The sequence below is a fragment of the Kocuria marina genome, assembly GCF_000786655.1.
Taxonomy (GTDB): domain Bacteria; phylum Actinomycetota; class Actinomycetes; order Actinomycetales; family Micrococcaceae; genus Kocuria; species Kocuria marina_A.
Genome location: NZ_JROM01000007.1, coordinates 34,352 through 59,390, shown reverse-complemented (window position 1 = coordinate 59,390; position 25,039 = coordinate 34,352). Strand labels below are relative to the sequence as shown.

Below are 25,039 nucleotides of genomic sequence, written 5' to 3'. Positions count from 1 at the left end.
GCGGGGTTCTCGCATGCCCGGGCGACGGCGTGCCGGCCGGCCCGGGGGAGCGGGGGAGAAGCCGGTTTGCGCGTGCCCCCGGATCTCTGGCAGAATGGTCGCTGTTGTTCGCTCAGCGACGCGGGATTCCGTGCGTCGATCGAGCGCGGGGAGTCCATCGCGAGAACCGGGTGCGGAGCAGTCGCGCAGCCGAAGCAAACGCAATGCAGCGAACTTCCACGCGGGCATCACCGCGAACAACCATTTTTCAACCGGCACCGCATCATTGTGTGGACCGGGCGGCGCGCTGCTGGCGCGACACGCCCGAGTTCGGGTGCCGGGGCCCCGACAGGGTGAGGAACCCGGAAATTTCCGGATTCAGTCTGTGCGGGGTGGCGAGCACGATCGCCGAGCACAAGGAGTCCGCGGACTCCATACAGGGAAGTACTTGAAGAAAGAGAGTCACGACGCCATGGCGGGACAAAAAATCCGCATCCGGCTGAAGTCCTATGACCACGAGGTCATCGACGTCTCGGCCCGGAAGATCGTTGAGACGGTGACGCGCGCAGGCGCCACGGTGGTGGGACCCGTCCCGCTGCCCACCGAGAAGAATGTGTACTGCGTGATCCGCTCGCCGCACAAGTACAAGGACAGCCGTGAGCATTTCGAGATGCGCACCCACAAGCGGCTGATCGACATCATCGACCCCACGCCCAAGGCCGTCGACTCGCTCATGCGTCTCGACCTGCCCGCTGACGTGAACATCGAAATCAAGCTGTAAAAAGGATCGCACCCCAATGACTACCACTTTCGAACGCCAGGTGAAGGGCCTGCTGGGCACGAAGCTCGGCATGACCCAGGTCTGGGACGAGAACGGGAAGTTCGTGCCGGTGACCGTGGTCAAGGCCGACTCCAACGTCGTGACGCAGCTGCGCAACGAGGACAAGGACGGCTACAACGCCGTGCAGATCGGCTTCGGTGCGATCGATCCCCGCAAGGTGACCAAGCCGCTGGCCGGCCACTTCGCCGCTGCAGGCGTGACGCCCCGTCGTCACGTCGTCGAACTTCGTACTTCCGACGCCGCCGAGTACGAGCTGGGACAGGAACTGTCCGTCGAGCTCTTCGAGGCCGGTGCCAAGGTCGACGTCGTCGGCACCACCAAGGGCAAGGGCACCGCGGGTGTCATGAAGCGCCACGGCTTCGCCGGTGTGGGCGCCTCCCACGGTGCACACAAGAACCACCGCAAGCCGGGTTCCATCGGCGGCGCGTCGTACCCCGCTCGCGTGTTCAAGGGCATGCGCATGGCCGGCCGGATGGGCAACGCCCGTCACACGACCATGAACCTGACCGTGCACGCTGTCGACGCCGAGAACTCCCTGCTGCTCATCAAGGGCGCCCTGCCGGGCCCCAAGGGATCGGTCGTCCTCGTCCGTTCCACCGTGAAGGGAGCTTGATACTCATGGCAACTGAAACCGTCAACGTCGAGCTGCCCGCTGAGATCTTCGACGCCCAGACCAATGTGGCGCTGCTGCACCAGGTCGTCGTCGCCCAGCTGGCCGCCGCCCGTCAGGGCACGCACAAGACCAAGACCCGCGCGGAGGTCTCCGGCGCCGGTCGCAAGCCGTTCAAGCAGAAGGGCACCGGCCGGGCTCGTCAGGGCTCCATCCGCGCCCCGCACATGACCGGCGGTGGCGTGGTGCACGGCCCCACGCCGCGTGATTACTCCCAGCGCACGCCCAAGAAGATGAAGGCCGCCGCCCTGCGCGGTGCCCTCTCGGACCGGGCCCGCAACGGCCGCATCCACGTGGTCGCGGACCTGGTGAGCGGCGAGCAGCCGTCCACCAAGGCCGCCAAGGAGGCGCTGCGTTCGCTCACCGAGCGCAAGAACCTGCTCGTGGTGCTGAACCGTGGCGAGGACAACGCCGCGCTGTCCGTGCGCAACCTGGTCAACGTGCACGCCGTGTACGCCGATCAGCTCAACACGTACGACGTGCTCGTCTCGGACGACGTGGTCTTCACCAAGGCCGCTTACGACTCGTTCGTCGCAGCCGCGTCCGGTAGCAAGCAGGAGGACGCCAAGTGAGCGTTATCTACAACAAGGACCCGCGCGACGTCATCATCCGTCCCGTGGTCTCCGAGAAGTCCTACGGTCTGATCGACGAGGGCAAGTACACCTTCCAGGTGGCCCCCTCCGCCAACAAGACCGAGATCAAGTACGCGATCGAGCACATCTTCGGTGTCAAGGTCGCGTCCGTGAACACCCTCAACCGTCCCGGTAAGCGTAAGCGCACGCGCTTCGGCTGGGGACAGCGTAAGGCCACCAAGCGTGCCATCGTGTCCCTCCGGGAAGGCTCCATCGACATCTTCGGCGGTCCGCTCTCCTGAGCGGAGACCACTTTAACGAGGAACTCAAAACATGGCTATCCGTAAGCACAAGCCGACAACCCCGGGCCGTCGTGGCTCGTCGGTTGCGGACTTCGTAGAAATCACGCGCACCACGCCCGAGAAGTCCCTGGTGCGTCCGCTGCCCAAGAAGGGCGGTCGTAACAACACCGGCCGCATCACCACCCGTCACAAGGGTGGCGGGCACAAGCGCCAGTATCGCGTGATCGACTTCCGTCGTCACGACAAGGACGGCGTGGACGCCAAGGTCGCCCACATCGAGTACGACCCGAACCGTACGGCTCGGATCGCGCTGCTGCACTACGTGGACGGCACCAAGCGCTACATCATCGCGCCGAACCGCCTGCGTCAGGGCGACGTCGTGGAGTCGGGCCCCAACGCCGACATCAAGCCGGGCAACAACCTGCCGCTGCGCAACATCCCCGTGGGTACCGTGCTGCACGCGGTGGAGCTGCGTCCGGGTGGGGGAGCCAAGCTCGCCCGTTCCGCCGGCGCCTCCGTGCAGCTGGTCGCCCGTGAGGGCAAGTACGGCCAGCTGCGCCTGCCCTCCGGTGAGATCCGCAACGTGGACGTGCGCTGCCGCGCGACCGTGGGCGAGGTCGGCAACGCCGAGCAGTCCAACATCAACTGGGGCAAGGCCGGACGTAACCGCTGGAAGGGCATCCGCCCGACCGTTCGCGGTGTCGTGATGAACCCCGTGGACCACCCGCACGGTGGTGGTGAGGGCAAGACCTCCGGTGGTCGTCACCCGGTCAACCCGAACGGTAAGCCCGAGGGACGCACCCGTCGCCCCAACAAGGAAAGCGACAAGCTCATCGTGCGTCGTCGTCGTACCGGCAAGAACAAGCGCTAAGGAGCCTGACTAATGCCACGCAGCCTCAAGAAGGGCCCTTTCGTTGATCAGCACCTCTTCGTGAAGGTCGCCAAGGAGAACGAGAAGGGCACCAAGAACGTCATCAAGACGTGGTCCCGCCGCTCGATGATCGTGCCCGACATGCTCGGCCACACGATCGCCGTGCACGACGGACGCAAGCATGTTCCGGTGTTCATTACGGAGTCGATGGTCGGGCACAAGCTCGGCGAATTCGCCCCCACCCGCACGTTCCGCGGCCATGTGAAGGACGACAAGAAGGGCAAGCGTCGCTGACCCCTCGGGGTGAGCACGTTGCACTTCTTCGACAAGACGAGAGAAGGAAAGCAATGGAAGCCAAGGCATCTGCGCGCTACATCCGCGTGACGCCTATGAAGGCCCGGCGCGTCGTCAACCTGATTCGTGGCCAGCAGGCGAATGAGGCATTGGCGATTCTGAAGTTTGCCCCGCAGGCAGCTTCCGAGCCGGTGTTCAAGGTTCTCGAATCCGCCGTGGCCAACGCCCGGCAGAAGGCCGACCGCGAGGGTCTCGCGTTCAAGCCGGAAGACCTCGTGGTCTCCGCGGCCTTCGTGGACGAGGGACCCACCATGAAGCGGTTCCAGCCGCGTGCCCAGGGCCGTGCGTTCCGCATCAACAAGCGCACGAGCCACGTGACCGTGGTCGTGGCGACCCCGGAGAAGGAGGAGGTCCGCTAAGTGGGACAGAAAATCAACCCCAACGGATTCCGTCTGGGCATCACCACCGACCACGTCTCGCACTGGTACGCGGACTCGAACCAGCCGGGTCAGCGCTACAAGGACTACATCCGCGAGGACGTGAAGATCCGCGAGCTCATGTCCACGGGCATGGAGCGCGCCGGCATCGCCAAGGTCGAGATCGAGCGCACTCGTGACCGCGTCCGCGTGGACATCCACACGGCGCGCCCGGGCATCGTCATCGGCCGCCGCGGCGCCGAGGCGGACCGGATCCGCGGGGAGCTCGAGAAGCTCACCGGCAAGCAGATCCAGCTCAACATCCTCGAGGTCAAGAACCCGGAGACCGACGCCCAGCTCGTCGCTCAGGGTGTCGCCGAGCAGCTGGCCTCCCGTGTCGCGTTCCGTCGCGCCATGAAGAAGGCCATCCAGTCCGCGCAGCGCGCCGGTGCCAAGGGCATCCGGATCCAGTGCGCCGGCCGCCTCGGCGGTGCGGAGATGTCCCGTTCGGAGTTCTACCGCGAAGGCCGTGTGCCCCTGCACACCCTGCGCGCGAACATCGACTACGGCTTCTTCGAGGCCAAGACCACCTTCGGCCGCATCGGCGTGAAGGTCTGGATCTATAAGGGCGACCTCACCGACAAGGAACTCGCCGCCCAGCAGGCCGCTGCTCCGTCCTCGCGCGGACGCAACGACCGTCGCGGCGGTGGCGAGCGGCGTCGTCGCAATGACCGTAACGACCGTGGTGGACGCCGTGAGCGCGACTCCGCCGCAGCCCCGCAGCAGAACACCGCTGCGGAGGCGACCAACGCAGAGGGTGGTAAGTAATGCTCATCCCACGTCGTGTGAAGTTCCGTAAGCAGCACCACCCGCGTCGTCGGGGTCAGGCCAAGGGCGGAACCCAGGTCACGTTCGGCGAGTGGGGCATCCAGGCGATGAGCCCGGCGTACGTCACGAACCGTCAGATCGAGGCCGCGCGTATCGCCATGACCCGTCACATCAAGCGTGGCGGCAAGGTCTGGATCAACATTTACCCGGACCGTCCCCTGACCAAGAAGCCCGCCGAGACCCGCATGGGTTCCGGTAAGGGTTCCCCCGAGTGGTGGATCGCCAACGTCAAGCCCGGACGCGTGATGTTCGAGATCTCCGGCGTGAGCGAGGATGTGGCGCGTGAGGCGCTGCGCCTGGCCATCCACAAGCTCCCGATGAAGGCACGCATCGTGCGTCGCGAAGGCGGTGAATGATCAATGGCTATTGGATCCAAGGATCTGAACATGGAGAACCTCGCGGCTCTCGACACCGGTGCCCTCACCGACCAGCTGCGCAAGTCCAAGGAAGAGCTGTTCAACCTGCGCTTCCAGGCCGCGACCGGTCAGCTCGAGAGCAACGGCCGTCTCAAGTCCGTCAAGCGCGACATCGCCCGGATCTACACCGTGCTGCGTGAACGCGAGCTCGGGATCCGCGAGGACGTGGCGCCGGCTGCTGAGAAGACCGAGAAGAAGGCCTCGAAGAAGGCTGCCAAGTCTGAGGATGATGCCAAGTGAGCGAGCAGGTTAACAACGAATCGGCCGCGGCCGAGCGCGGTGACCGCAAGACCCGCCAGGGCTACGTGGTCTCCGACAAGATGGACAAGACCGTGGTCGTCCAGGTCGAGGACCGCGTCAAGCACGCCCTGTACGGCAAGGTGCTGCGCAAGTCCAAGCGTGTGAAGGCCCACGACGAGCAGAACACCTGCGGCGTCGGGGACCTCGTGCGCATCGCCGAGACCCGTCCGCTGTCCGCCACCAAGAACTGGCGGATCGTGGAGATCATCGAGAAGGCCAAGTAGGACCTCCTCGACAGCGTCAAGGGCCCCCGACCGGTTGCGGTCGGGGGCCCTTGCGCGTGCACGACGGCGCTGCCCGGCGCCTTGCACGACGTCGCTGCCGACGCCGCTTGCGCACCCGGTCCCGTGCCGTCCGCCGGCCTGTACAGCGATTGGCGTTCCCCGCCGGGGCGCGGTAGAGTAGGCCGGTACGCGTGTCGACACACGTGTGCCCACTCTGACTTCGACCCTGCTGAGTCAGAATCCACGTCCGTCCCACGTGCGCTGCGCGCACCGTACCGGGACGGCGGCAAGCCCTGCGGTATACCCGTGGGCGGCTCCGCGCGTTGTACGCCGCGGACGCTGCGACAACTTGCTCGTTGATTCTGCATTCAGCCACGAATCCGAGCAGGGCAGCACGGCGAACCCGTTCGCCACCATGTGTGAGCGATCATCGCGTACGAACTCCGCGCACGCCCCGGACCCCTCCTACGGTCACGGGGAACACCGTGGCGTGGAGCGTTCACACGACCACCGTTCCGCAAGGCTCGACATTCAGCACCATCGGATGAGAACCAGCGCGACGACAGGAGTAAATCAGTGATTCAGCAGGAATCGCGGCTGAGGGTCGCCGACAACACGGGTGCGAAGGAAATTCTCACCATCCGTGTGCTCGGTGGATCCGGACGCCGTTACGCAGGCATTGGCGACATCATCGTCGCCACCGTCAAGGACGCCATCCCCGGCGGCAACGTCAAGAAGGGTGACGTCGTCAAGGCGGTTGTGGTCCGTACCAAGAAGCAGAGGCGCCGTCCCGACGGTTCCTACATCCGTTTCGACGAGAACGCCGCAGTGATCTTGAAGAACGACGGGGACCCCCGCGGCACGCGTATCTTCGGCCCCGTGGGCCGCGAGCTGCGCGACAAGAAGTTCATGAAGATCGTCTCGCTGGCCCCGGAGGTGCTCTGACATGGCGAAATTCAAGATCAAGACCGGCGACCTGGTTCAGGTCATCACCGGTAAGAACAAGGGCGAGCAGGGCAAGGTCCTGCGCGTGATCACCGAGACCTCCCGCGTGGTGGTCGAGGGCGTCAACGTCGTGACCAAGCACAAGCGCGCCAACGCCCAGGGCGAAGCCGGCGGCCTCGTCAAGTCCGAGGCTCCGATCCACATCTCCAACGTGATGCTCGTGGACCCGGAGACCGGCAAGCCGACCCGTGTGGGCTACCGCACCGAGACCGTGGAGCGCAACGGCAAGCAGAAGACCGTCCGCGTTCGCGTGTCCAAGAGCACCGGCAAGGATCTGTGATGAGCGAAACCACCGAAACCAAGTTCACCCCCCGGTTCAAGACCAAGTACCAGGAGACCGTCGTCCCGGCCCTGCAGGAGCAGTTCGGCTACGCGAACGTCATGCAGATGCCGCGCGTGGTCAAGGTCGTGGTCAACATGGGTCTGGGCGAGGCGGCCAAGGACTCCAAGCTGGTGGACAACGCCATCAAGGACCTCACCGCCATCACCGGTCAGAAGCCCGTGGTCAACCGGGCCAAGAAGTCCATCGCGCAGTTCAAGCTGCGTGAGGGAATGCCCATCGGCGCTCACGTCACCATGCGTGGCGAGCGGATGTGGGAATTCCTGGACCGTCTCGTCACGCTCGCGCTGCCGCGTATCCGTGACTTCCGTGGTCTGTCCGACCGTCACTTCGACGGCAACGGCAACTACACCTTCGGTCTGACGGAACAGTCCATGTTCCACGAGATCGATCAGGACAAGATCGATCGCGTGCGCGGTATGGACATCACCGTGGTCACCTCCGCCAAGACCGACGACGAGGGTCGCGCGCTGCTCAAGGCGCTCGGTTTCCCGTTCAAGACCAACTGATTCCATCGACGTCAGAAGGTCCCTGCGGGCTGCAACCGGCAGGGAAACCCTGACGAGGAAGGGCTGAAGCCCACATGACAATGACAGATCCCGTCGCAGACATGCTGACGCGGCTGCGTAACGCGAACTCGGCCTACCACGACACCGTGAGCATGCCGTACTCCAAGCTCAAGGCTCGGATCGCGGACATCCTCAAGGCCGAGGGCTACATCGCCGACTGGTCCGAAGAACCCGCACGGGTGGGCAAGACCCTGACCCTGTCGCTGAAGTTCGGTTCCAACCGTGAGCGCTCGATCGCCGGTGTCCGCCGCATCTCCAAGCCGGGCCTGCGCGTGTACGCGAAGTCCACCGAGCTGCCCCGCGTGTTCGGCGGCCTCGGCATCGCGATCCTCTCCACGTCCTCCGGGCTGCTGACCGACAAGCAGGCCGGCAAGAAGGGCGTGGGCGGGGAAGTCCTCGCGTACGTCTGGTAATCGGTAGCACAGAAGAAGAAAGGAAGAAGACATGTCACGTATTGGACGTCTCCCGATCTCTGTGCCCGCCGGTGTGGAGGTCTCCGTGGACGGTTCCGTGGTGCAGGTCAAGGGCCCCAAGGGCGAACTGACCCACACCGTGGCCGCGCCCATCACCGTGGTCGTCGAGGACGGCACCGTTCAGGTGTCCCGCCCCAACGACGAGCGCGAATCCCGTTCCTTGCACGGCCTCACGCGCACCCTGATCTCCAACATGATCCAGGGTGTCTCGCAGGGCTACGCCAAGCAGCTGGAGATCGTGGGCACGGGTTACCGTGTCCAGGCCAAGGGTGCCAACCTGGAGTTCGCTCTGGGTTACAGCCACCCGGTGCCCTTCAACGCTCCGGACGGCATCACGCTGTCCGTCGAGGGCGCCAACAAGGTCACCGTTTCCGGTATCGACAAGCAGCAGGTTGGCCAGGTCGCCGCGAAGATCCGCTCCCTGCGTCTGCCCGATCCCTACAAGGGCAAGGGCGTGCGCTACGCCGGCGAGCAGATCCGCCGCAAGGCCGGAAAGGCTGGTAAGTAATCATGGCTCTCGTAATCAAGGGAAAGTCGAAGGCTGCTCAGCGGGCACGGCGTCACCGCCGCGTGCGCAAGCACATCGCCGGAACCGCGCTGCGCCCCCGTCTGGTGGTCACGCGTTCCACCCGCCACATGGTCGCCCAGGTGATCGACGACGACAAGGGCTTCACCCTGGTCTCCGCGTCCACCATGGAAAGCGATCTGCGTGCGTCGTCCGACGACAAGACCGCCAAGGCCAAGCGCATCGGTGAGCTGATCGCCGAGCGCGCGAAGGCTGCGGGGATCGAGACCGTCGTGTTCGACCGCGGCGGCAACAAGTACCACGGCCGCGTGGCCGCGGTGGCCGAGGGTGCCCGTGAAGGAGGTCTGGCGCTGTGAGCGAGCAGAAGAACGAGAAGGAAACTCAGGTGAGCGAAGCCACCAACGGTTCCAACACGACGACCGAGGCGAACACCTCGGAGCGCCAGGGGACCGACGAGAACCGCGGTGGCCGCGGCGGTCGTAGCGACCGTGGTGGTCGCAACGAGCGCGGTGGCCGCAACGACCGTGGTGGTCGTGGGGGCCGTGGCGGGCGCGACGACGACAAGGACAAGTTCCTCGAGCGCGTCGTGACCATCAACCGTGTGTCCAAGGTCGTCAAGGGTGGTCGTCGCTTCAGCTTCACCGCTCTCGTGGTCGTCGGTGACGGCAACGGCATGGTCGGCGTGGGCTACGGCAAGGCCAAGGAAGTTCCCGCCGCGATCTCCAAGGGCGTGGAGGAGGCCAAGAAGAACTTCTTCCGGGTCCCCCGCGTGGAGAACCGCACCATCCCGCACCGTGTGCAGGGTGAGGCCGCGGCCGGCGTCGTCATGCTGCGCCCGGCGACCCCGGGTACCGGTGTGATCGCCGGTGGTCCGGTGCGTGCGGTGCTCGAGTGCGCCGGTATCCACGACGTGCTGTCCAAGTCCCTGGGCTCGTCCAACCAGATCAACATCGTGCACGCGACCATCCAGGCGCTGCGTGAGCTCGAGGAGCCCGCCTCCGTGGCGGCCCGCCGTGGCCTGCCCATGGACGAGGTCGTTCCCGCGCCGTTGCTGCGTGACATCCAGAAGGCAGGTGCCTGATGAACGGAAAGCGCATTCAGGCCACCGGCGCGTCCCTGCGCGTGAAGCAGGTCCGCTCCGTGGTCGGTCAGAAGCAGAACATGCGCGACACGCTGCGTTCGCTCGGTCTCAAGCGTCCGGGCCAGGTCGTGGAGCGCAAGGCCGATGCCGCCACCGTGGGCATGATCAACACGGTGTCGCATCTCGTAGAGGTTGAGGAGGCCTGAGCATGGCTGAAAACACCGAGAGCAAGCGCCACGCTCTGAAGGTCCACCACCTGCGTCCCGCCCCCGGCTCGCACCAGGCCAAGACGCGTCTTGGCCGTGGCGAGGCCTCGAAGGGTAAGACCGCGGGCCGTGGTACCAAGGGCACCAAGGCGCGTTACCAGGTCAAGGCCGGTTTCGCGGGCGGTCAGCTGCCGCTGCACATGCGCCTGCCCAAGCTGCGCGGGTTCAAGAACCCGTTCCGCGTGGAGTACCAGGTCGTGAACCTGGACCGCCTGGGCGAGCTGTTCCCCGAGGGTGGCACGGTCACCGTCGCGGACCTGGTCGCCAAGGGTGCGGTGCGCAAGAACCAGCCCGTGAAGGTGCTCGGCAGCGGGGAGATCTCCGTGGCGCTGAACATCACCGCGGACAAGTTCTCCGCGTCCGCGGCGGAGAAGATCGCCGCGGCTGGTGGGTCCACGCAGAACGCGTGAACCGATCCCAGTGTTCGGTTGTAGGGTGAATCCCTGAACTGGAACGGGCCCCGTGCCGGATTGCCGGCGCGGGGCCCGTTGCGTTACCCCCACGACGACGCCCGGACCGCGTCGCCCGAATCGCTTTACCAGGATGTCGCAAGACCAACCGCCGGGGTCGCGGCGCATCCTTCGCTAGACTTGCCCGGGGTCGGAACCCACCGGGCCACCACGTTTTTGGAGGAGGACCTGTGCTCAGTGCTTTCGCACGGGCGTTTACCACGCCGGAGCTGCGCAACAAGCTGCTGTTCACACTGGGGATCATCGTGATCTACCGGTTGGGGACGTTCATCCCCGCACCGGGTGTGGACTACGGCAACGTGCAGCAGTGTCTCGCCCTGGGCAACACCACGGGTGGCGCGTACGACCTGGTCAACCTGTTCAGCGGTGGGGCCCTGTTGCAGCTGTCCATCTTCGCGCTGGGCGTGATGCCCTACATCACCGCGAGCATCATCGTGCAGTTGTTGCGCGTGGTGATCCCGCGGTTCCAGGAACTGCACGAGGAGGGTGCGCAGGGGCAGACCAAGCTCACGCAGTACACCCGTTACCTCACGATCGGGCTGGCCGCGTTGAACGCGACCACCGTGATCTCCCTGGCGCGTTCGGGCAACCTGCTCGGCAACTGCCCCCTGCCCATCATCCCGGACGACTCGCTCTGGGTGCTCGTGATCATGATCCTCACGATGACCGCGGGCACCACCGTGATCATGTGGCTCGGTGAGCGCATCACGGACCGCGGTGTGGGCAACGGCATGTCCCTGCTGATCTTCACTTCCATCGCGGCCACGTTCCCGTCCGCGCTCGGTGACATCCTGCGCACGCGCGGTTGGGGCCTGTTCCTGGGCGTGTGCGCCGTGGGACTCGTGGTCATCACGTGCGTGGTGTTCGTGGAGCAGTCGCAGCGCCGGATCCCGGTGCAGTACGCCAAGCGCATGGTGGGCCGCCGCACGATCGGCGGGACCAGCACCTACATCCCGCTCAAGGTCAACATGGCCGGCGTGATCCCCATCATCTTCGCGTCCTCCATGCTCATGCTGCCCACGATGATCGCGCAGTTCGCGATGCCCGACGACGGCAGCCCCGTTCCGGGGTGGGTCAACTGGGTCAACACGTACCTGGCCCGCGGTGACCACCCGATCTACATGACGGTCTACTTCCTGCTGATCGTGGCGTTTACGTACTTCTACGTGTCCATCACGTTCAACCCCGAAGAGGTCTCCAACAACATGAAGCGCTACGGCGGCTTCATCCCGGGGATCCGCGCGGGCCGTCCCACCGAGAACTACCTGCGCTACGTGCTCTCCCGGATCACCCTGCCCGGTGCGCTGTACCTGGGCATCGTGTCCATGATCCCGCTCGTGGCGCTCGTGCTCTTCGACGCGAACCAGAACTTCCCCTTCGGCGGCCCGTCGCTGCTGATCATGGTGGGCGTGGGTCTGGACACCGTCAAGCAGATCGACGCCCAGTTGCAACAGCGCCACTACGAGGGTCTGCTGCGCACCTGATCCCGCGTTCAGCCACGTACGGCGGGTCCGCCGCCCGGTAGAGTGGGGGAGAACCTGACCTTGACGCAAGGAGAGAACATGACCCGCATGTTGATCATCGGACCGCCGGGCGCGGGCAAGGGTACCCAGGCCGCGCGGATCTGCGAGCGACTGGACGTTCCCGCGATCTCCACCGGTGACATCTTCCGCGCCAACATCAAGGAACAGACCGAACTCGGCAAGGAAGCCCAGCGCTACACGGACGCCGGGAACCTCGTCCCGGATTCCGTGACCAACAACATGGTGCGCGACCGGTTGTCGCACGACGACGTCCGCGACGGTTTCCTGCTGGACGGGTACCCGCGCACCGTGGCCCAGGTCCGTGAACTGGACCGGATCCTCGAGGCCAACGGGGTCTCCCTGGACGTGGTGCTGCTGCTCACCGCGGACAACGAGGAGCTCGTGTCCCGGTTGCTGGGCCGCGCCCAGGACCAGGGCCGCACGGACGACACCGAGGACGTCATCCGGCACCGCCTGGACGTCTACGACGAGCAGACCGCACCGGTCGTGGAGCTGTACGAGGACCGGGGCATCGTCACGCGCGTGGACGGACTCGGCGGCATCGACGAGGTCACCGAGCGCATCCTGGCGGCACTGCCCGCCTGAGCCGCGACCCACGAACGGCGCCGCTCGGCCGCGGCCGGGGGAGCGCCGTCGCACACCAGAACCATCACGGGCCCCCAGACCGGCGTGACGCGTCGGTCCGGGGGCTCGCCCGTCAGACGAACATCAACCATCAGGGAGGTCCCGAGCACCGTGTTCGGACGCCGCAAGATCCAATTGAAGTCGGACGCCGAGTTGGCGGCCATGTCCCGGGCGGGCGTGGTCACGTCACTCGCGCTCGACGCCGCGGTCGCGGCCGCCGTCCCCGGGGCCACCACCGCAGACCTCGACCGTGCGTTCCGCGAGGTCCTGGACGAGTACGACGCGCAGTCCAACTTCCTGGGCTACTACGGCTACCCGGCCACGGTGTGCACCTCCGTCAACGACGAGGTCGTGCACGGGATCCCCGGGCAGCGCGTCCTGGCGGACGGTGACATCGTCTCGATCGACGGCGGCGCGATCGTGGCCGGTTGGCATGGGGACTCCGCGCGCACCGTGCTCGTGGGGACGACCCACGACCCCGCCGACCAGGAACTGTCGGACGTCACGCGCGCGGCCATGTGGCGCGGGATCGCCGCGATGGCCACCGGTACCCACGTGGGGGACATCGGCCGCGCGGTCGAGCACCACGTGCGGGACACCGTGGGCGGACGCCTGGGGATCCTCGAGGACTACGTGGGCCACGGCATCGGCACCGAGATGCACATGGCCCCGGACGTCCCCAACTACGCGGTCAGCAACCGCGGGCCCAAGCTCGTCACGGGCATGGCGCTGGCCATCGAACCCATGCTCGTGCGTGGCGGGATCGAGACCCGCGTGCTCGAGGACGAATGGACGGTCGTGACCACGGACGGCTCGCGCGCGAGCCAGTGGGAGCACACCGTGTGCCGCCACAGCCAGGGCGTGTGGGTGCTCACCGCGGAGGACGGTGGCCGCTCCGAACTCGAACCCCTGGGGGTCCGCCCGGTCCCGATCCCCGCTGCCTGACGGCCCGCCGCCGCACTTCCGATCGTCACAGCTCGTCCCGCAACGTCCACCCGACCCCTGACACCACAGAACCACCCCGAGAACAGGGAGAGGATTCCCATGACGGCACAACCCGTTGAGATCACCCCGAAACCCAAGACCGGCCAGCTCGTGTTCAAGCCCGCGCGGCGCGGCAAGCCCCCGCTGCACCTCGCGGACTTCGACATGGCCGGGCGCAAGCAGTTCCTACAGGACGCGGGCTACCCCGCGTTCCGGGCGTCGCAGCTGTCCAAGCACTACTTCGAGCGCTTCGAGGCGGACCCCGCGGCCATGACGGATCTGCCCGCCGCCCAGCGGGACGAGCTCGCGGCCAAGGCCCTGCCGCCGCTGTTGACCACCGTGCGGCAATTGCGCGCGGACCAGGGGATGACCGTCAAGTCCGTCCACCGGTTGTTCGACGGCGCTATGGTCGAGTCGGTACTCATGCGCTACGACAAGCGCGTGACCATGTGCATTTCGTCCCAGGCGGGGTGCGGGATGAACTGCCCGTTCTGTGCGACCGGCCAGTCCGGCCTCACACGCAACCTCTCCGCCGCCGAGATCGCCGATCAAGTGGTCCAGGGTGTGCGGGCGCTGCGCGACGGCGTGGTGGGGGACCCGGAGGACGTGCCCCAGCGGGTGTCCAACATCGTGTTCATGGGCATGGGGGAGGCCCTGGCCAACTACAAGGCCACCATGGGCGCCGTACATCGGATCATCGACCCCTCCCCGGAAGGACTCGGGATCTCCGCGCGCGGGCTCACCATGTCCACCGTGGGCCTGGTTCCCGGGATCCGCAAGTTCACGCTCGAGAAGCTGCCCATCACCCTGGCGCTGTCCCTGCACGCCCCGGACGACGAACTGCGTGACGAACTGATCCCCATCAACACCCGGTGGAAGGTGGACGAGGCGCTCGAGGCCGCGCGCGACTACTACGACGCCACCGGCCGGCGCGTGTCGATCGAGTACGCGCTGATCCGTGACATCAACGACCAGGGCTGGCGTGCGGACCTGCTGGGGGAGAAGCTCAACAAGCGCGGTGCCGGGTGGGTGCACGTGAACCCCATCCCGCTCAACCCCACCCCCGGCTCCAAGTGGACGGCCTCGCGCCGCGGCGTGGAGCAGAACTTCGTGGAGCGCCTGCGCGCCCACGGCATCCCCACCACGGTGCGGGACACGCGCGGCTCCGACATCGACGGCGCGTGCGGCCAGTTGGCCACGGACGTCTGAGCCGCGGAGGGGACGAGCGGCGATCGGGCCGCCCGAGCACCGTCGTCCCCGGGCCGTCCCGGCTTGCGCAGACGGGCGAAACAGCGTAGTGTCGTGCGTTGGTTGTTTGTGCTCGCAGACCGAGCCGCGCCCACCCATCCCATGACCCCCACTGCGAATCGTAGTGCGGGGTTGTTCGTCTGGGGGGACTACCGGTCCGGGCACCGCCGTCCGGTAGAACAACCGGACCCCTCGAGAAGTTAGCGGAGGATATGGCCAAGAAAGACGGAGTCATCGAGATCGAAGGCACTGTGGTCGAGGCACTGCCCAATGCGTCGTTCCGTGTTGAGCTGACCAACGGTCACAAGGTGCTCGCCCACATCTCTGGCAAGATGCGCCAGCACTACATCCGGATCCTCCCTGAGGACCGCGTCGTGGTGGAGCTCAGCCCCTATGACCTTTCCCGAGGCCGGATCGTCTACCGCTACAAGTAAGACCCAGAACCACCGTGCACGGCCGGTGCCCCCGGCCCGGGCGCGGTGTCTCCGGTGCACACGCCATTACTAGTACGCGAAGGAATGCGATGAAGGTCCAACCGAGCGTCAAGCAGATCTGCGACAAGTGCAAGGTGATTCGCCGTAACGGGCGGGTCATGGTGATCTGCGAGAACCCCCGGCACAAGCAGCGCCAGGGCTGACGGGAACGCCCCCACGCAAGTGGATTGACAGAACGGGCACTGCAGTCGGCACCCACGGGTGCGGCAACCCCCGGCACGGAGGCCGGAGACCGGATGTGACGAAACATCCGGGACGCAGTGTTCAAGACCTCCGGACAGTACAAGGAGAACCGCCGATATGGCTCGTCTCGCAGGCGTCGACCTCCCCCGCGAAAAGCGGCTGGAAATCGCGCTGACCTACATCTACGGCGTGGGACGCACGCGCGCTCTCGCAACCCTGGATGCCACCGGCATCTCGGGCGACGTGCGCGTCAAGGATCTCACCGACGCCCAGCTCGTGGAGCTGCGCGACTACATCGAAGGCAACTACAAGGTCGAAGGCGATCTGCGCCGCGAGGTTGCCGCCGACATCCGCCGCAAGGTCGAGATCGGCAGCTACCAGGGACTGCGTCACCGCCGTGGCCTCCCGGTCCACGGCCAGCGCACCAAGACCAACGCTCGCACCCGCAAGGGTCCCAAGCGCACGGTCGCCGGCAAGAAGAAGTAATCGTGGTCGCCACCGCCGCCGGTGGCTGATCTACGTCGAAGATCTTTGTAGGAGAATTCATGGCTCAGAAGACTCGCGCGACGGCTGCTCGCAAGCCGCGTCGCAAGGTTAACAAGAACGTGACGCAGGGCCAGGCCCACATCAAGTCTACGTTCAACAACACCATCGTTTCCATCACCGACCCCTCGGGTGCGGTCCTGTCGTGGGCCTCGGCCGGCGGCATGGGCTTCAAGGGTTCGCGGAAGTCCACCCCGTTCGCCGCGCAGCAGGCCGCCGAGGCCGCTGCCAAGGGCGCGCAGGAGCACGGCATGCGCAAGGTGGACGTGTTCGTCAAGGGCCCCGGTTCGGGCCGCGAGACCGCGATCCGCGCACTGCAGGCCACCGGGTTGGAGGTCGGCTCCATCCAGGACGTCACCCCGTCCGCGCACAACGGCTGCCGGCCCCCCAAGCGCCGCCGCGTCTGACACGTCCCGCGTGGTCGCCCGTGCCCCCTGGGTGCGGGTGGCCACGCTTCGACGCGGTGTTTCACGCCTGCTCACCGCGGCACCCACCCATTTTGTTTTCCACCACCTGCGTGCGTCATATGGCGGAGGCACGCTGAAAGGAAACATCAGTGCTCATCGCACAGCGCCCCACCCTCACGGAAGAGGCTGTGGCCGAGAACCGTTCCCGGTTCGTGATCGAACCGTTGGAACCAGGTTTCGGTTACACCCTCGGTAACTCCCTGCGCCGTACGCTCCTGTCCTCCATCCCCGGGGCCTCCGTGACCAGCATCCGCATCGACGGCGTGCTGCACGAGTTCTCCACCGTGGAGGGTGTCAAGGAGGACGTCACCGAGCTCATCCTCAACATCAAGAAGCTCTCCCTGTCCTCCGAGGAGGACGAGCCCGTCACCGCGTGGCTGCGCAAGCAGGGACCGGGCGAGGTCACCGCGGCGGACATCTCCGCCCCGGCCGGTGTCGAGGTCCACAACCCCGATCTGCACATCGCGACCCTGAACTCCAAGGGCCAGCTCGAGATCGAGCTGACCATCGAGCGCGGGCGCGGTTACGTCTCGGCGTCGCAGAACAAGTCGGTTGACGCGGAAGTCGGTCGGATCCCCGTGGATTCCATTTACTCCCCCGTCCTGAAGGTGACCTTCCGCGTGGAGGCCACCCGTGTGGAACAGCGCACCGACTTCGACAAGCTCATCCTGGACGTCGAGACCAAGGAAGTCATCTCCCCGCGTGACGCGGTGGCTTCGGCGGGCACCACGCTGGTCGAGCTGTTCGGCCTGGCGCGCGAGCTGAACTCGGCTGCCGAGGGCATCGAGATCGGGCCTTCGCCCACGGACGCCGCGGCTGCCGCGGACATGGCGCTGCCCATCGAGGACCTCGAGCTGTCCGTGCGTTCGTACAACTGCCTCAAGCGCGAGGGCATCCACAGCGTGGGTGAACTCGTGGGCCGCTCCGAAGCGGACCTCATGGACATCCGCAACTTCGGTGCCAAGTCCATCGATGAAGTCAAGGAGAAGCTCGGTGAGCTCGGTCTGGCCCTGAAGGATTCCCCTCCGGGTTACGACCTCGCCGCCCACGCGGCGTCGCTCGAGGACGAGGACGAGAACAACAACCCGTTCGACGTCGATCTCGACTGACGCCCACACCACTTTCCGTGCCCCGCGGCCGCTGAGCGGACCGCACGGGCCCGATCATCAGGAGACCTACTATGCCTACCCCTACCAAGGGACCCCGTCTCGGCGCCGGGCCGACCCACCAGCGCATGATCCTCTCGAACCTGTCGCAGCAGCTGTTCGAGCACAAGCGCATCACCACCACCGTGACCAAGGCCAAGCGCCTGCGTCCCGTGGCCGAGCGCCTGATCACGTTCGCCAAGCGCGGTGACCTCGCGGCCCGCCGTCGCGTCATGCGTCAGCTGACCGACAAGTCCGTGGTGCACGAGCTGTTCACCAGCATCGCGCCCGCCATGGAAGGCCGCGACGGCGGGTACACCCGCATCACCAAGATCGGCAACCGCAAGGGCGACAACGCCCCCATGGCCGTGATCGAGCTCGTCATGGAGCCCGTGGCCAAGCGGGAGACCGTGGCCGAGGCCGAGCGCGCCACGACCAAGGCCGCCGCCGAGCCCGCCGCTCCCGTGGACACCCCCGCCGGTTCCACCGCCGAGGACGTCAAGGAGAACGAGATCCCCGCCGAGGAGCAGGCTCCGGCCATCGGCTCCGAGGAGGCCGCCGAGGTCGCCGAGGAGAACCAGGACGCCGAGTTCGCCGGTTCCCACGCGCCGCTCGAGTCCGGCGAGGCCCCCGAGGGCTTCACCGTCAAGGGCAACCGCAACTCCATGAAGTACCACGTGCCCGGTTCGCGCTGGTACTCCGGCACGACCGCCGAGATCTGGTTCGACTCCCCGGCCAACGCCGAGGCAGCCGGCTTCCAGCCCGCCGGCGGTGCCGCCGCCCAGAAGATCTCCGAGTGATCGGGACTTCTGAGTAGCACGACCGTCACGACGCCGCCGCAGGTTCCTGCGGCGGCGTCGTCGTCTTCGGGAGGAACGCACAGATGACGGGAGAGACCCTCAGACTGCGGGTGGAGCTGGGCTACGACGGCGCCCCGTTCAAGGGCTGGGCCCGGCAACCCGGGCTGCCGAGCGTGCAGGGCGCGCTCGAGGACGCGCTCGAGCTGATCTTCCGCGCGCCGTGCGCCACGGTCGTGGCCGGGCGCACGGACACGGGTGTGCATGCGCGTCGGCAGACCGTCCACGTGGACATTCCCGAGCCGTTGTGGGCCCGGTTCGCGTGCTCGCGTCCCCGCGGGCCCCTGGCAAGTGATGCCGACACCGGCGATCTCAGCGCAGGCGGTCCCGCCGACGTGCAGGACGTCGCGGCCCGCGATGCCGCCGCCGCGGGGCTCACGCGCAAGCTCAACGGCGCCCTCAACCGGGTCCTGGGTAAGGACCGTGCGGCCCACGGCTGGGACCCCGCCGTGGGTGCGATCGTGGTGCGCGACGTCGCCGTGGCCCCCGAGGGCTTCGACGCCCGGTTCTCCGCGCTCTCCCGCGGCTACACGTACCGCGTGGCGGACGCCGTGACCGGCCACGACCCCCTGACGCGCACGTTCTCGTGGTGGGTCCCCTGGCACCTCGACGTGCCCGCGATGGACCGGGCCGTGCGCGAACTGCTGGGGCTGCACGACTTCCTGAGCTTCTGCAAACCCCGCGAGGGCGCCACCACGATCCGCGACCTGCAGCGCGCGGGCGTGCACCGCGACGAGAGCGGCATGATCACGATCGCCCTACAGGCGGATGCCTTCTGCCACCACATGGTGCGCTGCATCGTGGGCGCGGTGGTCCGCGTGGGGGAGGGGCGGTACGACGCCGGGTGGCCGGGTCAGCGGCTGCGCGCCCGGGTCCGGGACGCGAACGTCCTCATGGCACCCGCGCACGGTCTCGTCCTTGATGCCGTGCGCTATCCCGACCCATCCCAGCTCGCCGAACGCGCCCGGCTCACGCGCGCTCGGCGCCCCGCCCAACACGACGAATAGCGCCCCACGACTGGCGGGGCGGGCGGTGATCCGGTAATATGGAATGCTGTTGTGCGTGTTCTGCCCCGGTTCACGTGTACCCGCATCGGTCGCTCATGTTGCAGAGCGCAGGGCCGTGCGGTGCACCGGGTTGTGGACGCACGGATGCCGCCCGGATCTCACCCGGGCCCCGAAGCACAACGGAACCAACGGACACGAGCATTCGTGTCATCAGCAGACAAACGAAGGCAGATCAACGTGCGTACGTACACTCCGAAGCCCGGTGACGTCCAGCGTCAGTGGCACGTCATCGACGCCACCGACGTCGTCCTGGGTCGTCTTGCCAGCCAGACCGCAACACTGCTGCGCGGGAAGCACAAGCCGACCTTCGCTCCCCACGTGGACACCGGCGATTTCGTCATCATCATCAACGCGGAAAAGGTCGCCCTCACGGGTGCCAAGCTCGAGAAGAAGCGCGCCTACCGCCACTCCGGCTACCCGGGTGGGCTCAAGTCCACCAGCTACGCCGAGCTGCTCGAGAAGAACCCCACGCGCGCCGTGGAGAAGGCCGTCAAGGGCATGCTGCCCAAGAACAAGCTGGCCGCTCAGCAGCTGTCCAAGCTGAAGGTCTACGCCGGTGCCGAGCACCCGCACCAGGCTCAGCAGCCCAAGCCCTACGAATTCACCCAGGTCGCCCAGTAATTCGGGCCAACGAATAACACATAAGGAGAATCGTGGCTCAGAACACTGAAGAGCAGATCACCGAGGACGTGGAGCTGACCAGCTACACCTCCGAGTCCACCGAGCCCGTCGCCGGTGCCGCCCTGTCCGACCGCCCCGCCCTGACCGTCTCCGGCCAGGCCTTGGGTCGCCGCAAGCAGGCCATCGCCCGCGTGCGCGTGGTCCCCGGTTCCGGCCAGTGGAGCGTCAACGGTCGCAGCCTCGAGGAGTACTTCCCCAACAAGCTGCACCAGCAGGAGGTCAACGACCCCTTCCGCCTGCTCGAACTGCAGGGCGCGTACGACGTCATCGCCCGCATCAGCGGCGGCGGCCCCTCCGGCCAGGCCGGTGCGCTGCGCCTCGGCGTGGCCCGCGCGCTCAACGAGATCGACGCCGAGCACAACCGCCCCGCCCTCAAGAAGGCCGGCTTCCTGACCCGTGACGCCCGCGTCATCGAGCGCAAGAAGGCAGGCCTCAAGAAGGCCCGCAAGGCGCCGCAGTATTCGAAGCGCTAAAGCTGCGCCACCCACACGCCGGACTGGCGTGGTCGCAGGGTCCCGCTCCTCGGTTTCCGCCGGGGAACGGGACCCTGTTTCGTTGCCCGGGCGTTGCCATGCGGCCACCCGACGCGGTGACGGACGTAACATGAAGGTGCGGAGCGACGTCGCTCCCGCCGTACCGTCGAGAGAGGGCCCGTATGAGCAAGCAGTCGGAGCAGAAGTCGGGGAACGCCGTCGTCGAGAAGCAGCAGGCCGAGACGGAACAGCGTACGGAGCAGCGGGCGGCGGTGGACGAGGCCCTCAAGAAGGAACAGCACCGGGTCTCCGTGGTGGAGGACTACGCGGCCGAACTCGACGAGATCGCGGAGCTCGGGCGGAAACTGTACGACGCGAGCGGGGCGGAACCGTCCACCGCGTGGAAGCTGGGCTACCCGTACGACGAGAAGCTGCCCCGCAAGGACTACGAGCGCACCAAGCGGGCACTGCAGATCGAACTGCTCAAGCTGCAGCTGTGGATCAAGGAGACCGGTCAGAAGCTGCTCATCATCTTCGAGGGCCGGGACGCCGCGGGTAAGGGCGGGGCGATCAAGCGGTTCACGGAGCACCTGAACCCCCGTGGTGCGCGGGTCGTGGCGCTCGAGAAGCCCACGGACATCGAGCAGACGCAGTGGTACTTCCAGCGTTACGTCAAGCACCTGCCGTCCGGTGGGGAGATCGTGCTGATGGACCGCTCGTGGTACAACCGGGCGGGCGTGGAACGGGTCATGGGCTACTGCACGTCGCAGCAGTACTACGAGTTCATGCGTCAGGCACCGGAGTTCGAGCGGATGCTCGTGAACTCGGACACCCATCTGATCAAGTTCTGGTTCTCGGTGACGCGCGCGGAGCAGCTCGCGCGGTTCCAGTCCCGCCGGACGGACCCGGTGCGGCAGTGGAAGCTCTCGCCCACGGACGTGGCGTCCCTGGACAAGTGGGACGACTACACGGAGGCCAAGGAGGCCATGTTCTTCTACACGGACACGGGGGACGCCCCGTGGACCGTGATCAAGTCCAACGACAAGAAACGTGCGCGGCTCGAGGCCATGCGCTACGTCCTCACGCAGTTCGACTACCCCAACAAGGACCACTCCGTGGTGGGCACGCCGGACACCAAGATCGTGGGTGGGGCGGCGGATCTCACGGAGGACAGCAACGAGAACCCGGACGGTTTCCCGGTGGTCCGGCCCGGGAAGGGCTGAGTCGAATGCGCCGGGTTTGCGCGGGCGTTGGTCGTAAGATGACTCTCGATGTCTAGAATCTTTGGAACGGACGGCGTTCGCGGTCTCGCGAACGGCCTCCTCACAGCAGAACTTGCCATGGAGCTGTCCCAGGCGGCGGCGATCGTCCTGGGCCACGGCCACGCGGAGGCCGGGAAGCGACCCACCGCCGTCGTGGCGCGGGACGGGCGCGCGAGCGGGGAGTTCCTCGGCGCGGCCGTGATCGCGGGTCTCGCGAGCTCCGGCGTGGACGTCTACGACGCCGGGATGCTGCCCACGCCGGCAGCCGCCTACCTGGTGGGGGACATCGACGCCGATTTCGGCGTGATGATCTCCGCGTCCCACAACCCCGCGCCGGACAACGGCATCAAGTTCCTGGCGCACGGGGGCAAGAAACTGCCGGACGCGATCGAGGACACCATCCAGGAGGTCTACGAGGCCAAGGATTTCCGCCGCCCCACGGGTGCGGAAGTGGGCCGCGTGACCCGTTTGTCGGACGCCGAGGACCGTTACATCCTGCACCTGGTCGGTGCCATCCCGCACCGTCTGGACGGGCTGTCGATCGTGCTCGATTGCGCGAACGGCGCGGCATCCGGCGCTTCACCGGATGCGTTCCGCGACGCCGGTGCCAAGGTGCACGTGATTGGTGCGGAACCGGACGGGCTGAACATCAACGACGGCGTGGGCTCCACCCACCTGGGTCCGCTCAAGCAGGTCGTGCGTGAGCTGGGCGCGGACCTGGGCATCGCACACGACGGCGACGCCGATCGCTGCCTGGCCGTGGACCACACCGGCACGGAGGTGGACGGCGACCAGATCATGTGCATCCTGGCCATGGCCATGAAGGACGCGGGCAGGCTCAACCACAACACGCTCGTGGCCACGGTCATGAGCAACCTGGGGCTGCAACTGGCCCTGGACGAGGCCGGGATCCAACTCGTGCGCGCCTCCGTGGGGGACCGCTACGTCCTGGAATCCATGGTGGCCAACGGCTACAACCTGGGCGGTGAACAGTCCGGGCACGTGATCATGGCGGATTACGCGACCACCGGCGACGGTCTGCTCACGGGTCTGATGCTGGCCTCACGGGTGGCCCAGACGGGCATGCCGTTGCAGGAACTCGCCAAGTCCATGACGCGCATGCCCCAGGTGATGATCAACGTCAAGGGCGTGGACAAGGCGGCGGCCAGAACGAGCGAGCCGGTGCTCGACGCCGTCGCCCGCACGGAGGAGCGGCTGGGCAGCGAGGGCCGGGTGCTGTTGCGCCCCTCCGGCACCGAACCCGTGGTGCGGGTCATGGTGGAGGCGGCTTCGCAGGACATCGCCCAGCGCGAGGCGGAAGAGCTGGTGTCCGTGGTGGAGCAGCACCTCAGCCTGTAGCGCCACCGCACGGACCAACGGCGAAGGCCCCGCACCGAGAAGTGGTGCGGGGCCTCGCCGTTTCCTGACGTCGAAGGGGTGGGGGTCAGCGGATCGTTCCGCCGGTGGTACCGGGCTGTCCCGAGAGGCCGGGCTGCGTGCCGTCCGTGCGCAGCGCGCCGGCGTTGTGCCCGGTGAGCGCGTCGCGGATCTCGGTGAGCAGCATGGTGTTGGGATCGGCCGGCTCCTCGGTGGGCTCGATGCCCAGCCGGCGGTTGCGGCGTTCGATCATCTTGTTCATGGGCAGCACGATGCAGAAGTACACGGCGGCGGCGATGAGCAGGAAGTTCACGATCGCGGTCAGCAGCACCCGAACTTGATCTGGTTACCGTTGAGCGTGACGGCGGCGAAATTGTCGAAGTTGGGCGAACCGACGATTCCCGAGATGGCGGGCATGAGCACGTTCTCGACGAGAGCGTTGACGATCTTGGAGAAGGCGGCGCCGATGAGCACGGCAACGGCCAGATCCATCACGTTGCCCTTCGTGATGAATTCTTTGAAACCACTGAGCATGGCGCTCATCGTACAGAGAAAACGGGCCGGAAAGTATCAGTTCTTTCGCAGCAGCACTCTGCGGATCTTGTGGTCGTGGTCCTTGGAGAGGATCAGCCGGGCGCGGCCGCGGGTGGGGCGCACGTTCTGCTCCAGGTTGGGTTCGTTGATCCGCCGCCAGATGTCCGTGGCCACGTCCTGTGCCTGCTCGTCCGTGAGGTCCGCGTAGCGGTGGAAGTAGGACTCGGGGTCCGAGAACGCGGAGGAGCGCAGGGCCTGGAAGCGCTCCACGTACCAGCGTTCGATGTCCTGGGTGCGGGCGTCCACGTAGATGCTGAAGTCGAAGAAATCGCTCAGCGCGAGCGCGGTGCGTTTGCCGCTCTCCAGCTTCGCGGGCGCGAGCACGTTCAGGCCTTCCACGATCACGACGTCGGGGCGGGTCACCACGACTTCCTCGTCCGGGAGGATGTCGTAGGTGACGTGGGAGTACTTGGGGGCACGCACCTCGGGGGCGCCGGACTTGATCTCGGAGACGAAGCGCAGCAGCCCGCGCCGGTCGTAGGACTCGGGGAAGCCCTTGCGGTCCATGAGCCCGCGCCGTCGGAGCTCGGCGTTGGGGTAGAGGAAACCGTCCGTGGTCACGAGCTGCACGTTCGGGGTGGACGGCCAGCGGGCCAGCATCTCGCGCAGCAAGCGAGCCGTGGTGGACTTGCCCGCCGCCACGGACCCGGCGATCCCGATCACGAACGGGGTGCGCGCGTGATGCTCGCCCAGGAAGGAGTTCGTGGCGGCGTTGAGCTGCGTGGAGGACATGTCGTAGAGCGTGAGCAACCGCGAGAGGGGCAGGTAGACCTCGCGGACCTCGTCCACGTCCAAGCGGTCACCGAGACCGCGCAGGTTCTCGATCTCCTGCGCGGTGAGCGGGACGTCGATCTCGTGCGAAAGCCTGGACCAGGTCTGACGATCCAACTCCACGAAAGGGGAGACGCGGTGGGTTATGGGCTGTGTGCTCATGCTCGGACCAGTGTAGGCCCGGGCCCCCTCACGCAGGGCATAGGGCGCGGAGCGTTTCCG

Annotated in this window: 36 protein-coding genes and 1 pseudogene; 35 read left to right on the top strand and 2 right to left on the bottom strand. The window is 66.7% G+C overall.

Translation table 11 applies throughout. The features are described 5' to 3' along the window. The first annotated feature begins 451 nt into the window (after positions 1-451). The 35 genes from rpsJ to glmM all read left to right on the top strand — a co-directional run bounded on the left by rpsJ (position 452) and on the right by glmM (position 23,434). Positions 452-760, top strand: a complete 309-nt coding sequence (rpsJ, locus tag AS25_RS00945; protein WP_003803825.1) for a 30S ribosomal protein S10 — start codon at positions 452-454, stop codon at positions 758-760. Between the two features lie 16 nt (positions 761-776). Further along, positions 777-1,433 (top strand): 50S ribosomal protein L3, encoded by a 657-nt coding sequence (gene rplC / locus AS25_RS00940; RefSeq protein ID WP_035959743.1) that lies wholly within the window; start codon positions 777-779, stop codon positions 1,431-1,433. Between the two features lie 5 nt (positions 1,434-1,438). After that, the gene (rplD, locus tag AS25_RS00935; protein WP_035959733.1) at positions 1,439-2,062 is read left to right on the top strand and encodes a 50S ribosomal protein L4; all 624 of its coding nucleotides are present in this window, start codon (positions 1,439-1,441) and stop codon (positions 2,060-2,062) included. Then, complete coding sequence (rplW, locus tag AS25_RS00930) at positions 2,059-2,364, top strand: 50S ribosomal protein L23 (protein WP_035959727.1); 306 nt, start codon at positions 2,059-2,061, stop codon at positions 2,362-2,364. Before rplD ends, rplW begins: the two co-directional genes overlap by 4 nt. Before the next feature lie 31 nt (positions 2,365-2,395). Beyond that, positions 2,396-3,235, top strand: coding sequence for a 50S ribosomal protein L2 (gene rplB / locus AS25_RS00925; protein WP_035959718.1), 840 nt, complete (start codon positions 2,396-2,398; stop codon positions 3,233-3,235). A gap of 12 nt (positions 3,236-3,247) precedes the next feature. Beyond that, positions 3,248-3,529: a 30S ribosomal protein S19 gene (rpsS, locus tag AS25_RS00920; RefSeq protein WP_035959716.1), complete on the top strand. Its 282-nt coding sequence runs from the start codon at positions 3,248-3,250 to the stop codon at positions 3,527-3,529. A gap of 53 nt (positions 3,530-3,582) precedes the next feature. After that, positions 3,583-3,948 (top strand): 50S ribosomal protein L22, encoded by a 366-nt coding sequence (gene rplV, locus AS25_RS00915; RefSeq protein ID WP_012397693.1) that lies wholly within the window; start codon positions 3,583-3,585, stop codon positions 3,946-3,948. Beyond that, positions 3,949-4,773, top strand: a complete 825-nt coding sequence (gene rpsC, locus AS25_RS00910; RefSeq protein WP_035959714.1) for a 30S ribosomal protein S3 — start codon at positions 3,949-3,951, stop codon at positions 4,771-4,773. It abuts the gene before it with no gap. Continuing rightward, positions 4,773-5,189, top strand: coding sequence for a 50S ribosomal protein L16 (gene rplP, locus AS25_RS00905; protein WP_012397695.1), 417 nt, complete (start codon positions 4,773-4,775; stop codon positions 5,187-5,189). Before rpsC ends, rplP begins: the two co-directional genes overlap by 1 nt. Before the next feature lie 3 nt (positions 5,190-5,192). Then, on the top strand, positions 5,193-5,489 hold the full coding sequence (rpmC, locus tag AS25_RS00900) for a 50S ribosomal protein L29 (protein ID WP_035959707.1): 297 nt from the start codon (positions 5,193-5,195) through the stop codon (positions 5,487-5,489). Next, positions 5,486-5,773, top strand: a complete 288-nt coding sequence (rpsQ, locus tag AS25_RS00895) for a 30S ribosomal protein S17 (RefSeq protein ID WP_035959699.1) — start codon at positions 5,486-5,488, stop codon at positions 5,771-5,773. The genes rpmC and rpsQ overlap by 4 nt, the downstream gene beginning before the upstream one ends. Before the next feature lie 576 nt (positions 5,774-6,349). Then, positions 6,350-6,718 carry a 50S ribosomal protein L14 gene (gene rplN / locus AS25_RS00890; protein ID WP_035959693.1) on the top strand — a complete coding sequence of 123 codons (369 nt, stop codon included), beginning with the start codon at positions 6,350-6,352 and terminating at the stop codon, positions 6,716-6,718. A gap of 1 nt (position 6,719) precedes the next feature. Then, positions 6,720-7,058: a 50S ribosomal protein L24 gene (gene rplX, locus AS25_RS00885; RefSeq protein WP_035959685.1), complete on the top strand. Its 339-nt coding sequence runs from the start codon at positions 6,720-6,722 to the stop codon at positions 7,056-7,058. Then, a complete protein-coding gene (rplE, locus tag AS25_RS00880) occupies positions 7,058-7,627 on the top strand; it encodes a 50S ribosomal protein L5 (protein ID WP_035959679.1) in 570 nt (189 codons plus the stop codon). The genes rplX and rplE overlap by 1 nt, the downstream gene beginning before the upstream one ends. 74 nt (positions 7,628-7,701) lie before the next feature. After that, positions 7,702-8,100 carry a 30S ribosomal protein S8 gene (gene rpsH / locus AS25_RS00875; protein ID WP_035959672.1) on the top strand — a complete coding sequence of 133 codons (399 nt, stop codon included), beginning with the start codon at positions 7,702-7,704 and terminating at the stop codon, positions 8,098-8,100. A gap of 31 nt (positions 8,101-8,131) precedes the next feature. Continuing rightward, complete coding sequence (rplF, locus tag AS25_RS00870; protein WP_035959666.1) at positions 8,132-8,668, top strand: 50S ribosomal protein L6; 537 nt, start codon at positions 8,132-8,134, stop codon at positions 8,666-8,668. Between the two features lie 2 nt (positions 8,669-8,670). Further along, positions 8,671-9,042: a 50S ribosomal protein L18 gene (gene rplR, locus AS25_RS00865; RefSeq protein ID WP_035959658.1), complete on the top strand. Its 372-nt coding sequence runs from the start codon at positions 8,671-8,673 to the stop codon at positions 9,040-9,042. Then, the gene (gene rpsE / locus AS25_RS00860; RefSeq protein ID WP_035959651.1) at positions 9,039-9,767 is read left to right on the top strand and encodes a 30S ribosomal protein S5; all 729 of its coding nucleotides are present in this window, start codon (positions 9,039-9,041) and stop codon (positions 9,765-9,767) included. Before rplR ends, rpsE begins: the two co-directional genes overlap by 4 nt. Further along, a complete protein-coding gene (gene rpmD, locus AS25_RS00855) occupies positions 9,767-9,973 on the top strand; it encodes a 50S ribosomal protein L30 (RefSeq protein WP_035959642.1) in 207 nt (68 codons plus the stop codon). The genes rpsE and rpmD overlap by 1 nt, the downstream gene beginning before the upstream one ends. Before the next feature lie 2 nt (positions 9,974-9,975). Beyond that, a complete protein-coding gene (gene rplO, locus AS25_RS00850) occupies positions 9,976-10,443 on the top strand; it encodes a 50S ribosomal protein L15 (protein ID WP_035959637.1) in 468 nt (155 codons plus the stop codon). 230 nt (positions 10,444-10,673) lie between these two features. Next, positions 10,674-11,987, top strand: coding sequence for a preprotein translocase subunit SecY (gene secY, locus AS25_RS00845; protein WP_035959629.1), 1,314 nt, complete (start codon positions 10,674-10,676; stop codon positions 11,985-11,987). A 78-nt stretch (positions 11,988-12,065) separates the two neighbouring features. After that, positions 12,066-12,632, top strand: coding sequence for an adenylate kinase (locus tag AS25_RS00840; protein WP_035959623.1), 567 nt, complete (start codon positions 12,066-12,068; stop codon positions 12,630-12,632). A 150-nt stretch (positions 12,633-12,782) separates the two neighbouring features. Beyond that, complete coding sequence (gene map, locus AS25_RS00835) at positions 12,783-13,616, top strand: type I methionyl aminopeptidase (RefSeq protein WP_035959614.1); 834 nt, start codon at positions 12,783-12,785, stop codon at positions 13,614-13,616. 99 nt (positions 13,617-13,715) lie between these two features. Beyond that, on the top strand, positions 13,716-14,864 hold the full coding sequence (gene rlmN, locus AS25_RS00830) for a dual-specificity RNA methyltransferase RlmN (RefSeq protein ID WP_035959607.1): 1,149 nt from the start codon (positions 13,716-13,718) through the stop codon (positions 14,862-14,864). Between the two features lie 251 nt (positions 14,865-15,115). After that, the gene (gene infA, locus AS25_RS00825) at positions 15,116-15,337 is read left to right on the top strand and encodes a translation initiation factor IF-1 (protein WP_012397711.1); all 222 of its coding nucleotides are present in this window, start codon (positions 15,116-15,118) and stop codon (positions 15,335-15,337) included. Between the two features lie 89 nt (positions 15,338-15,426). Next, a complete protein-coding gene (rpmJ, locus tag AS25_RS00820; RefSeq protein WP_012397712.1) occupies positions 15,427-15,540 on the top strand; it encodes a 50S ribosomal protein L36 in 114 nt (37 codons plus the stop codon). 157 nt (positions 15,541-15,697) lie between these two features. After that, entirely contained in the window at positions 15,698-16,066 is a 369-nt protein-coding gene (gene rpsM, locus AS25_RS00815; RefSeq protein ID WP_035959599.1) for a 30S ribosomal protein S13, read from the top strand. A 59-nt stretch (positions 16,067-16,125) separates the two neighbouring features. Then, positions 16,126-16,530, top strand: coding sequence for a 30S ribosomal protein S11 (rpsK, locus tag AS25_RS00810; protein WP_012397714.1), 405 nt, complete (start codon positions 16,126-16,128; stop codon positions 16,528-16,530). Positions 16,531-16,679: 149 nt separating this feature from the next. After that, a complete protein-coding gene (locus AS25_RS00805; RefSeq protein WP_035959592.1) occupies positions 16,680-17,699 on the top strand; it encodes a DNA-directed RNA polymerase subunit alpha in 1,020 nt (339 codons plus the stop codon). Positions 17,700-17,770: 71 nt separating this feature from the next. Then, positions 17,771-18,535, top strand: coding sequence for a 50S ribosomal protein L17, sunset domain variant (gene rplQ / locus AS25_RS00800; protein ID WP_035959585.1), 765 nt, complete (start codon positions 17,771-17,773; stop codon positions 18,533-18,535). Between the two features lie 83 nt (positions 18,536-18,618). Next, positions 18,619-19,599: a tRNA pseudouridine synthase A gene (locus tag AS25_RS00795; RefSeq protein WP_035959578.1), complete on the top strand. Its 981-nt coding sequence runs from the start codon at positions 18,619-18,621 to the stop codon at positions 19,597-19,599. Positions 19,600-19,836: 237 nt separating this feature from the next. Then, positions 19,837-20,280 (top strand): 50S ribosomal protein L13, encoded by a 444-nt coding sequence (rplM, locus tag AS25_RS00790; protein WP_035959569.1) that lies wholly within the window; start codon positions 19,837-19,839, stop codon positions 20,278-20,280. Positions 20,281-20,312: 32 nt separating this feature from the next. Then, positions 20,313-20,813: a 30S ribosomal protein S9 gene (rpsI, locus tag AS25_RS00785; protein ID WP_035959560.1), complete on the top strand. Its 501-nt coding sequence runs from the start codon at positions 20,313-20,315 to the stop codon at positions 20,811-20,813. 182 nt (positions 20,814-20,995) lie between these two features. After that, positions 20,996-22,036: a polyphosphate kinase 2 gene (gene ppk2, locus AS25_RS00780; protein ID WP_035959553.1), complete on the top strand. Its 1,041-nt coding sequence runs from the start codon at positions 20,996-20,998 to the stop codon at positions 22,034-22,036. Between the two features lie 48 nt (positions 22,037-22,084). Next, positions 22,085-23,434, top strand: coding sequence for a phosphoglucosamine mutase (glmM, locus tag AS25_RS00775; protein WP_035959545.1), 1,350 nt, complete (start codon positions 22,085-22,087; stop codon positions 23,432-23,434). An 85-nt stretch (positions 23,435-23,519) separates the two neighbouring features. Here glmM and mscL read toward each other — a convergent pair. Further along, a pseudogene (gene mscL / locus AS25_RS00770) lies at positions 23,520-23,986 on the bottom strand (large conductance mechanosensitive channel protein MscL). Positions 23,987-24,022: 36 nt separating this feature from the next. Continuing rightward, a complete protein-coding gene (gene coaA, locus AS25_RS00765) occupies positions 24,023-24,979 on the bottom strand; it encodes a type I pantothenate kinase (RefSeq protein ID WP_084117926.1) in 957 nt (318 codons plus the stop codon). Between the last annotated feature and the right edge of the window lie 60 nt (positions 24,980-25,039).

Bases quoted from the DNA above. Each gene is read 5' to 3' on its own strand.
- rpsJ (WP_003803825.1), top strand. From the start codon at position 452: ATGGCGGGACAAAAAATCCGCATCCGGCTGAAGTCCTATGACCACGAG.
- rplC (WP_035959743.1), top strand. From the start codon at position 777: ATGACTACCACTTTCGAACGCCAGGTGAAGGGCCTGCTGGGCACGAAG.
- rplD (WP_035959733.1), top strand. From the start codon at position 1,439: ATGGCAACTGAAACCGTCAACGTCGAGCTGCCCGCTGAGATCTTCGAC.
- rplB (WP_035959718.1), top strand. From the start codon at position 2,396: ATGGCTATCCGTAAGCACAAGCCGACAACCCCGGGCCGTCGTGGCTCG.
- rpsS (WP_035959716.1), top strand. From the start codon at position 3,248: ATGCCACGCAGCCTCAAGAAGGGCCCTTTCGTTGATCAGCACCTCTTC.
- rplV (WP_012397693.1), top strand. From the start codon at position 3,583: ATGGAAGCCAAGGCATCTGCGCGCTACATCCGCGTGACGCCTATGAAG.
- rplP (WP_012397695.1), top strand. From the start codon at position 4,773: ATGCTCATCCCACGTCGTGTGAAGTTCCGTAAGCAGCACCACCCGCGT.
- rpmC (WP_035959707.1), top strand. From the start codon at position 5,193: ATGGCTATTGGATCCAAGGATCTGAACATGGAGAACCTCGCGGCTCTC.
- rplX (WP_035959685.1), top strand. From the start codon at position 6,720: ATGGCGAAATTCAAGATCAAGACCGGCGACCTGGTTCAGGTCATCACC.
- rplE (WP_035959679.1), top strand. From the start codon at position 7,058: ATGAGCGAAACCACCGAAACCAAGTTCACCCCCCGGTTCAAGACCAAG.
- rpsH (WP_035959672.1), top strand. From the start codon at position 7,702: ATGACAATGACAGATCCCGTCGCAGACATGCTGACGCGGCTGCGTAAC.
- rplF (WP_035959666.1), top strand. From the start codon at position 8,132: ATGTCACGTATTGGACGTCTCCCGATCTCTGTGCCCGCCGGTGTGGAG.
- rplR (WP_035959658.1), top strand. From the start codon at position 8,671: ATGGCTCTCGTAATCAAGGGAAAGTCGAAGGCTGCTCAGCGGGCACGG.
- rpmD (WP_035959642.1), top strand. From the start codon at position 9,767: ATGAACGGAAAGCGCATTCAGGCCACCGGCGCGTCCCTGCGCGTGAAG.
- rplO (WP_035959637.1), top strand. From the start codon at position 9,976: ATGGCTGAAAACACCGAGAGCAAGCGCCACGCTCTGAAGGTCCACCAC.
- AS25_RS00840 (WP_035959623.1), top strand. From the start codon at position 12,066: ATGACCCGCATGTTGATCATCGGACCGCCGGGCGCGGGCAAGGGTACC.
- rlmN (WP_035959607.1), top strand. From the start codon at position 13,716: ATGACGGCACAACCCGTTGAGATCACCCCGAAACCCAAGACCGGCCAG.
- infA (WP_012397711.1), top strand. From the start codon at position 15,116: ATGGCCAAGAAAGACGGAGTCATCGAGATCGAAGGCACTGTGGTCGAG.
- rpmJ (WP_012397712.1), top strand. From the start codon at position 15,427: ATGAAGGTCCAACCGAGCGTCAAGCAGATCTGCGACAAGTGCAAGGTG.
- rpsM (WP_035959599.1), top strand. From the start codon at position 15,698: ATGGCTCGTCTCGCAGGCGTCGACCTCCCCCGCGAAAAGCGGCTGGAA.
- rpsK (WP_012397714.1), top strand. From the start codon at position 16,126: ATGGCTCAGAAGACTCGCGCGACGGCTGCTCGCAAGCCGCGTCGCAAG.
- rplQ (WP_035959585.1), top strand. From the start codon at position 17,771: ATGCCTACCCCTACCAAGGGACCCCGTCTCGGCGCCGGGCCGACCCAC.
- AS25_RS00795 (WP_035959578.1), top strand. From the start codon at position 18,619: ATGACGGGAGAGACCCTCAGACTGCGGGTGGAGCTGGGCTACGACGGC.
- ppk2 (WP_035959553.1), top strand. From the start codon at position 20,996: ATGAGCAAGCAGTCGGAGCAGAAGTCGGGGAACGCCGTCGTCGAGAAG.
- glmM (WP_035959545.1), top strand. From the start codon at position 22,085: ATGTCTAGAATCTTTGGAACGGACGGCGTTCGCGGTCTCGCGAACGGC.
- coaA (WP_084117926.1), bottom strand. From the start codon at position 24,979: ATGAGCACACAGCCCATAACCCACCGCGTCTCCCCTTTCGTGGAGTTG.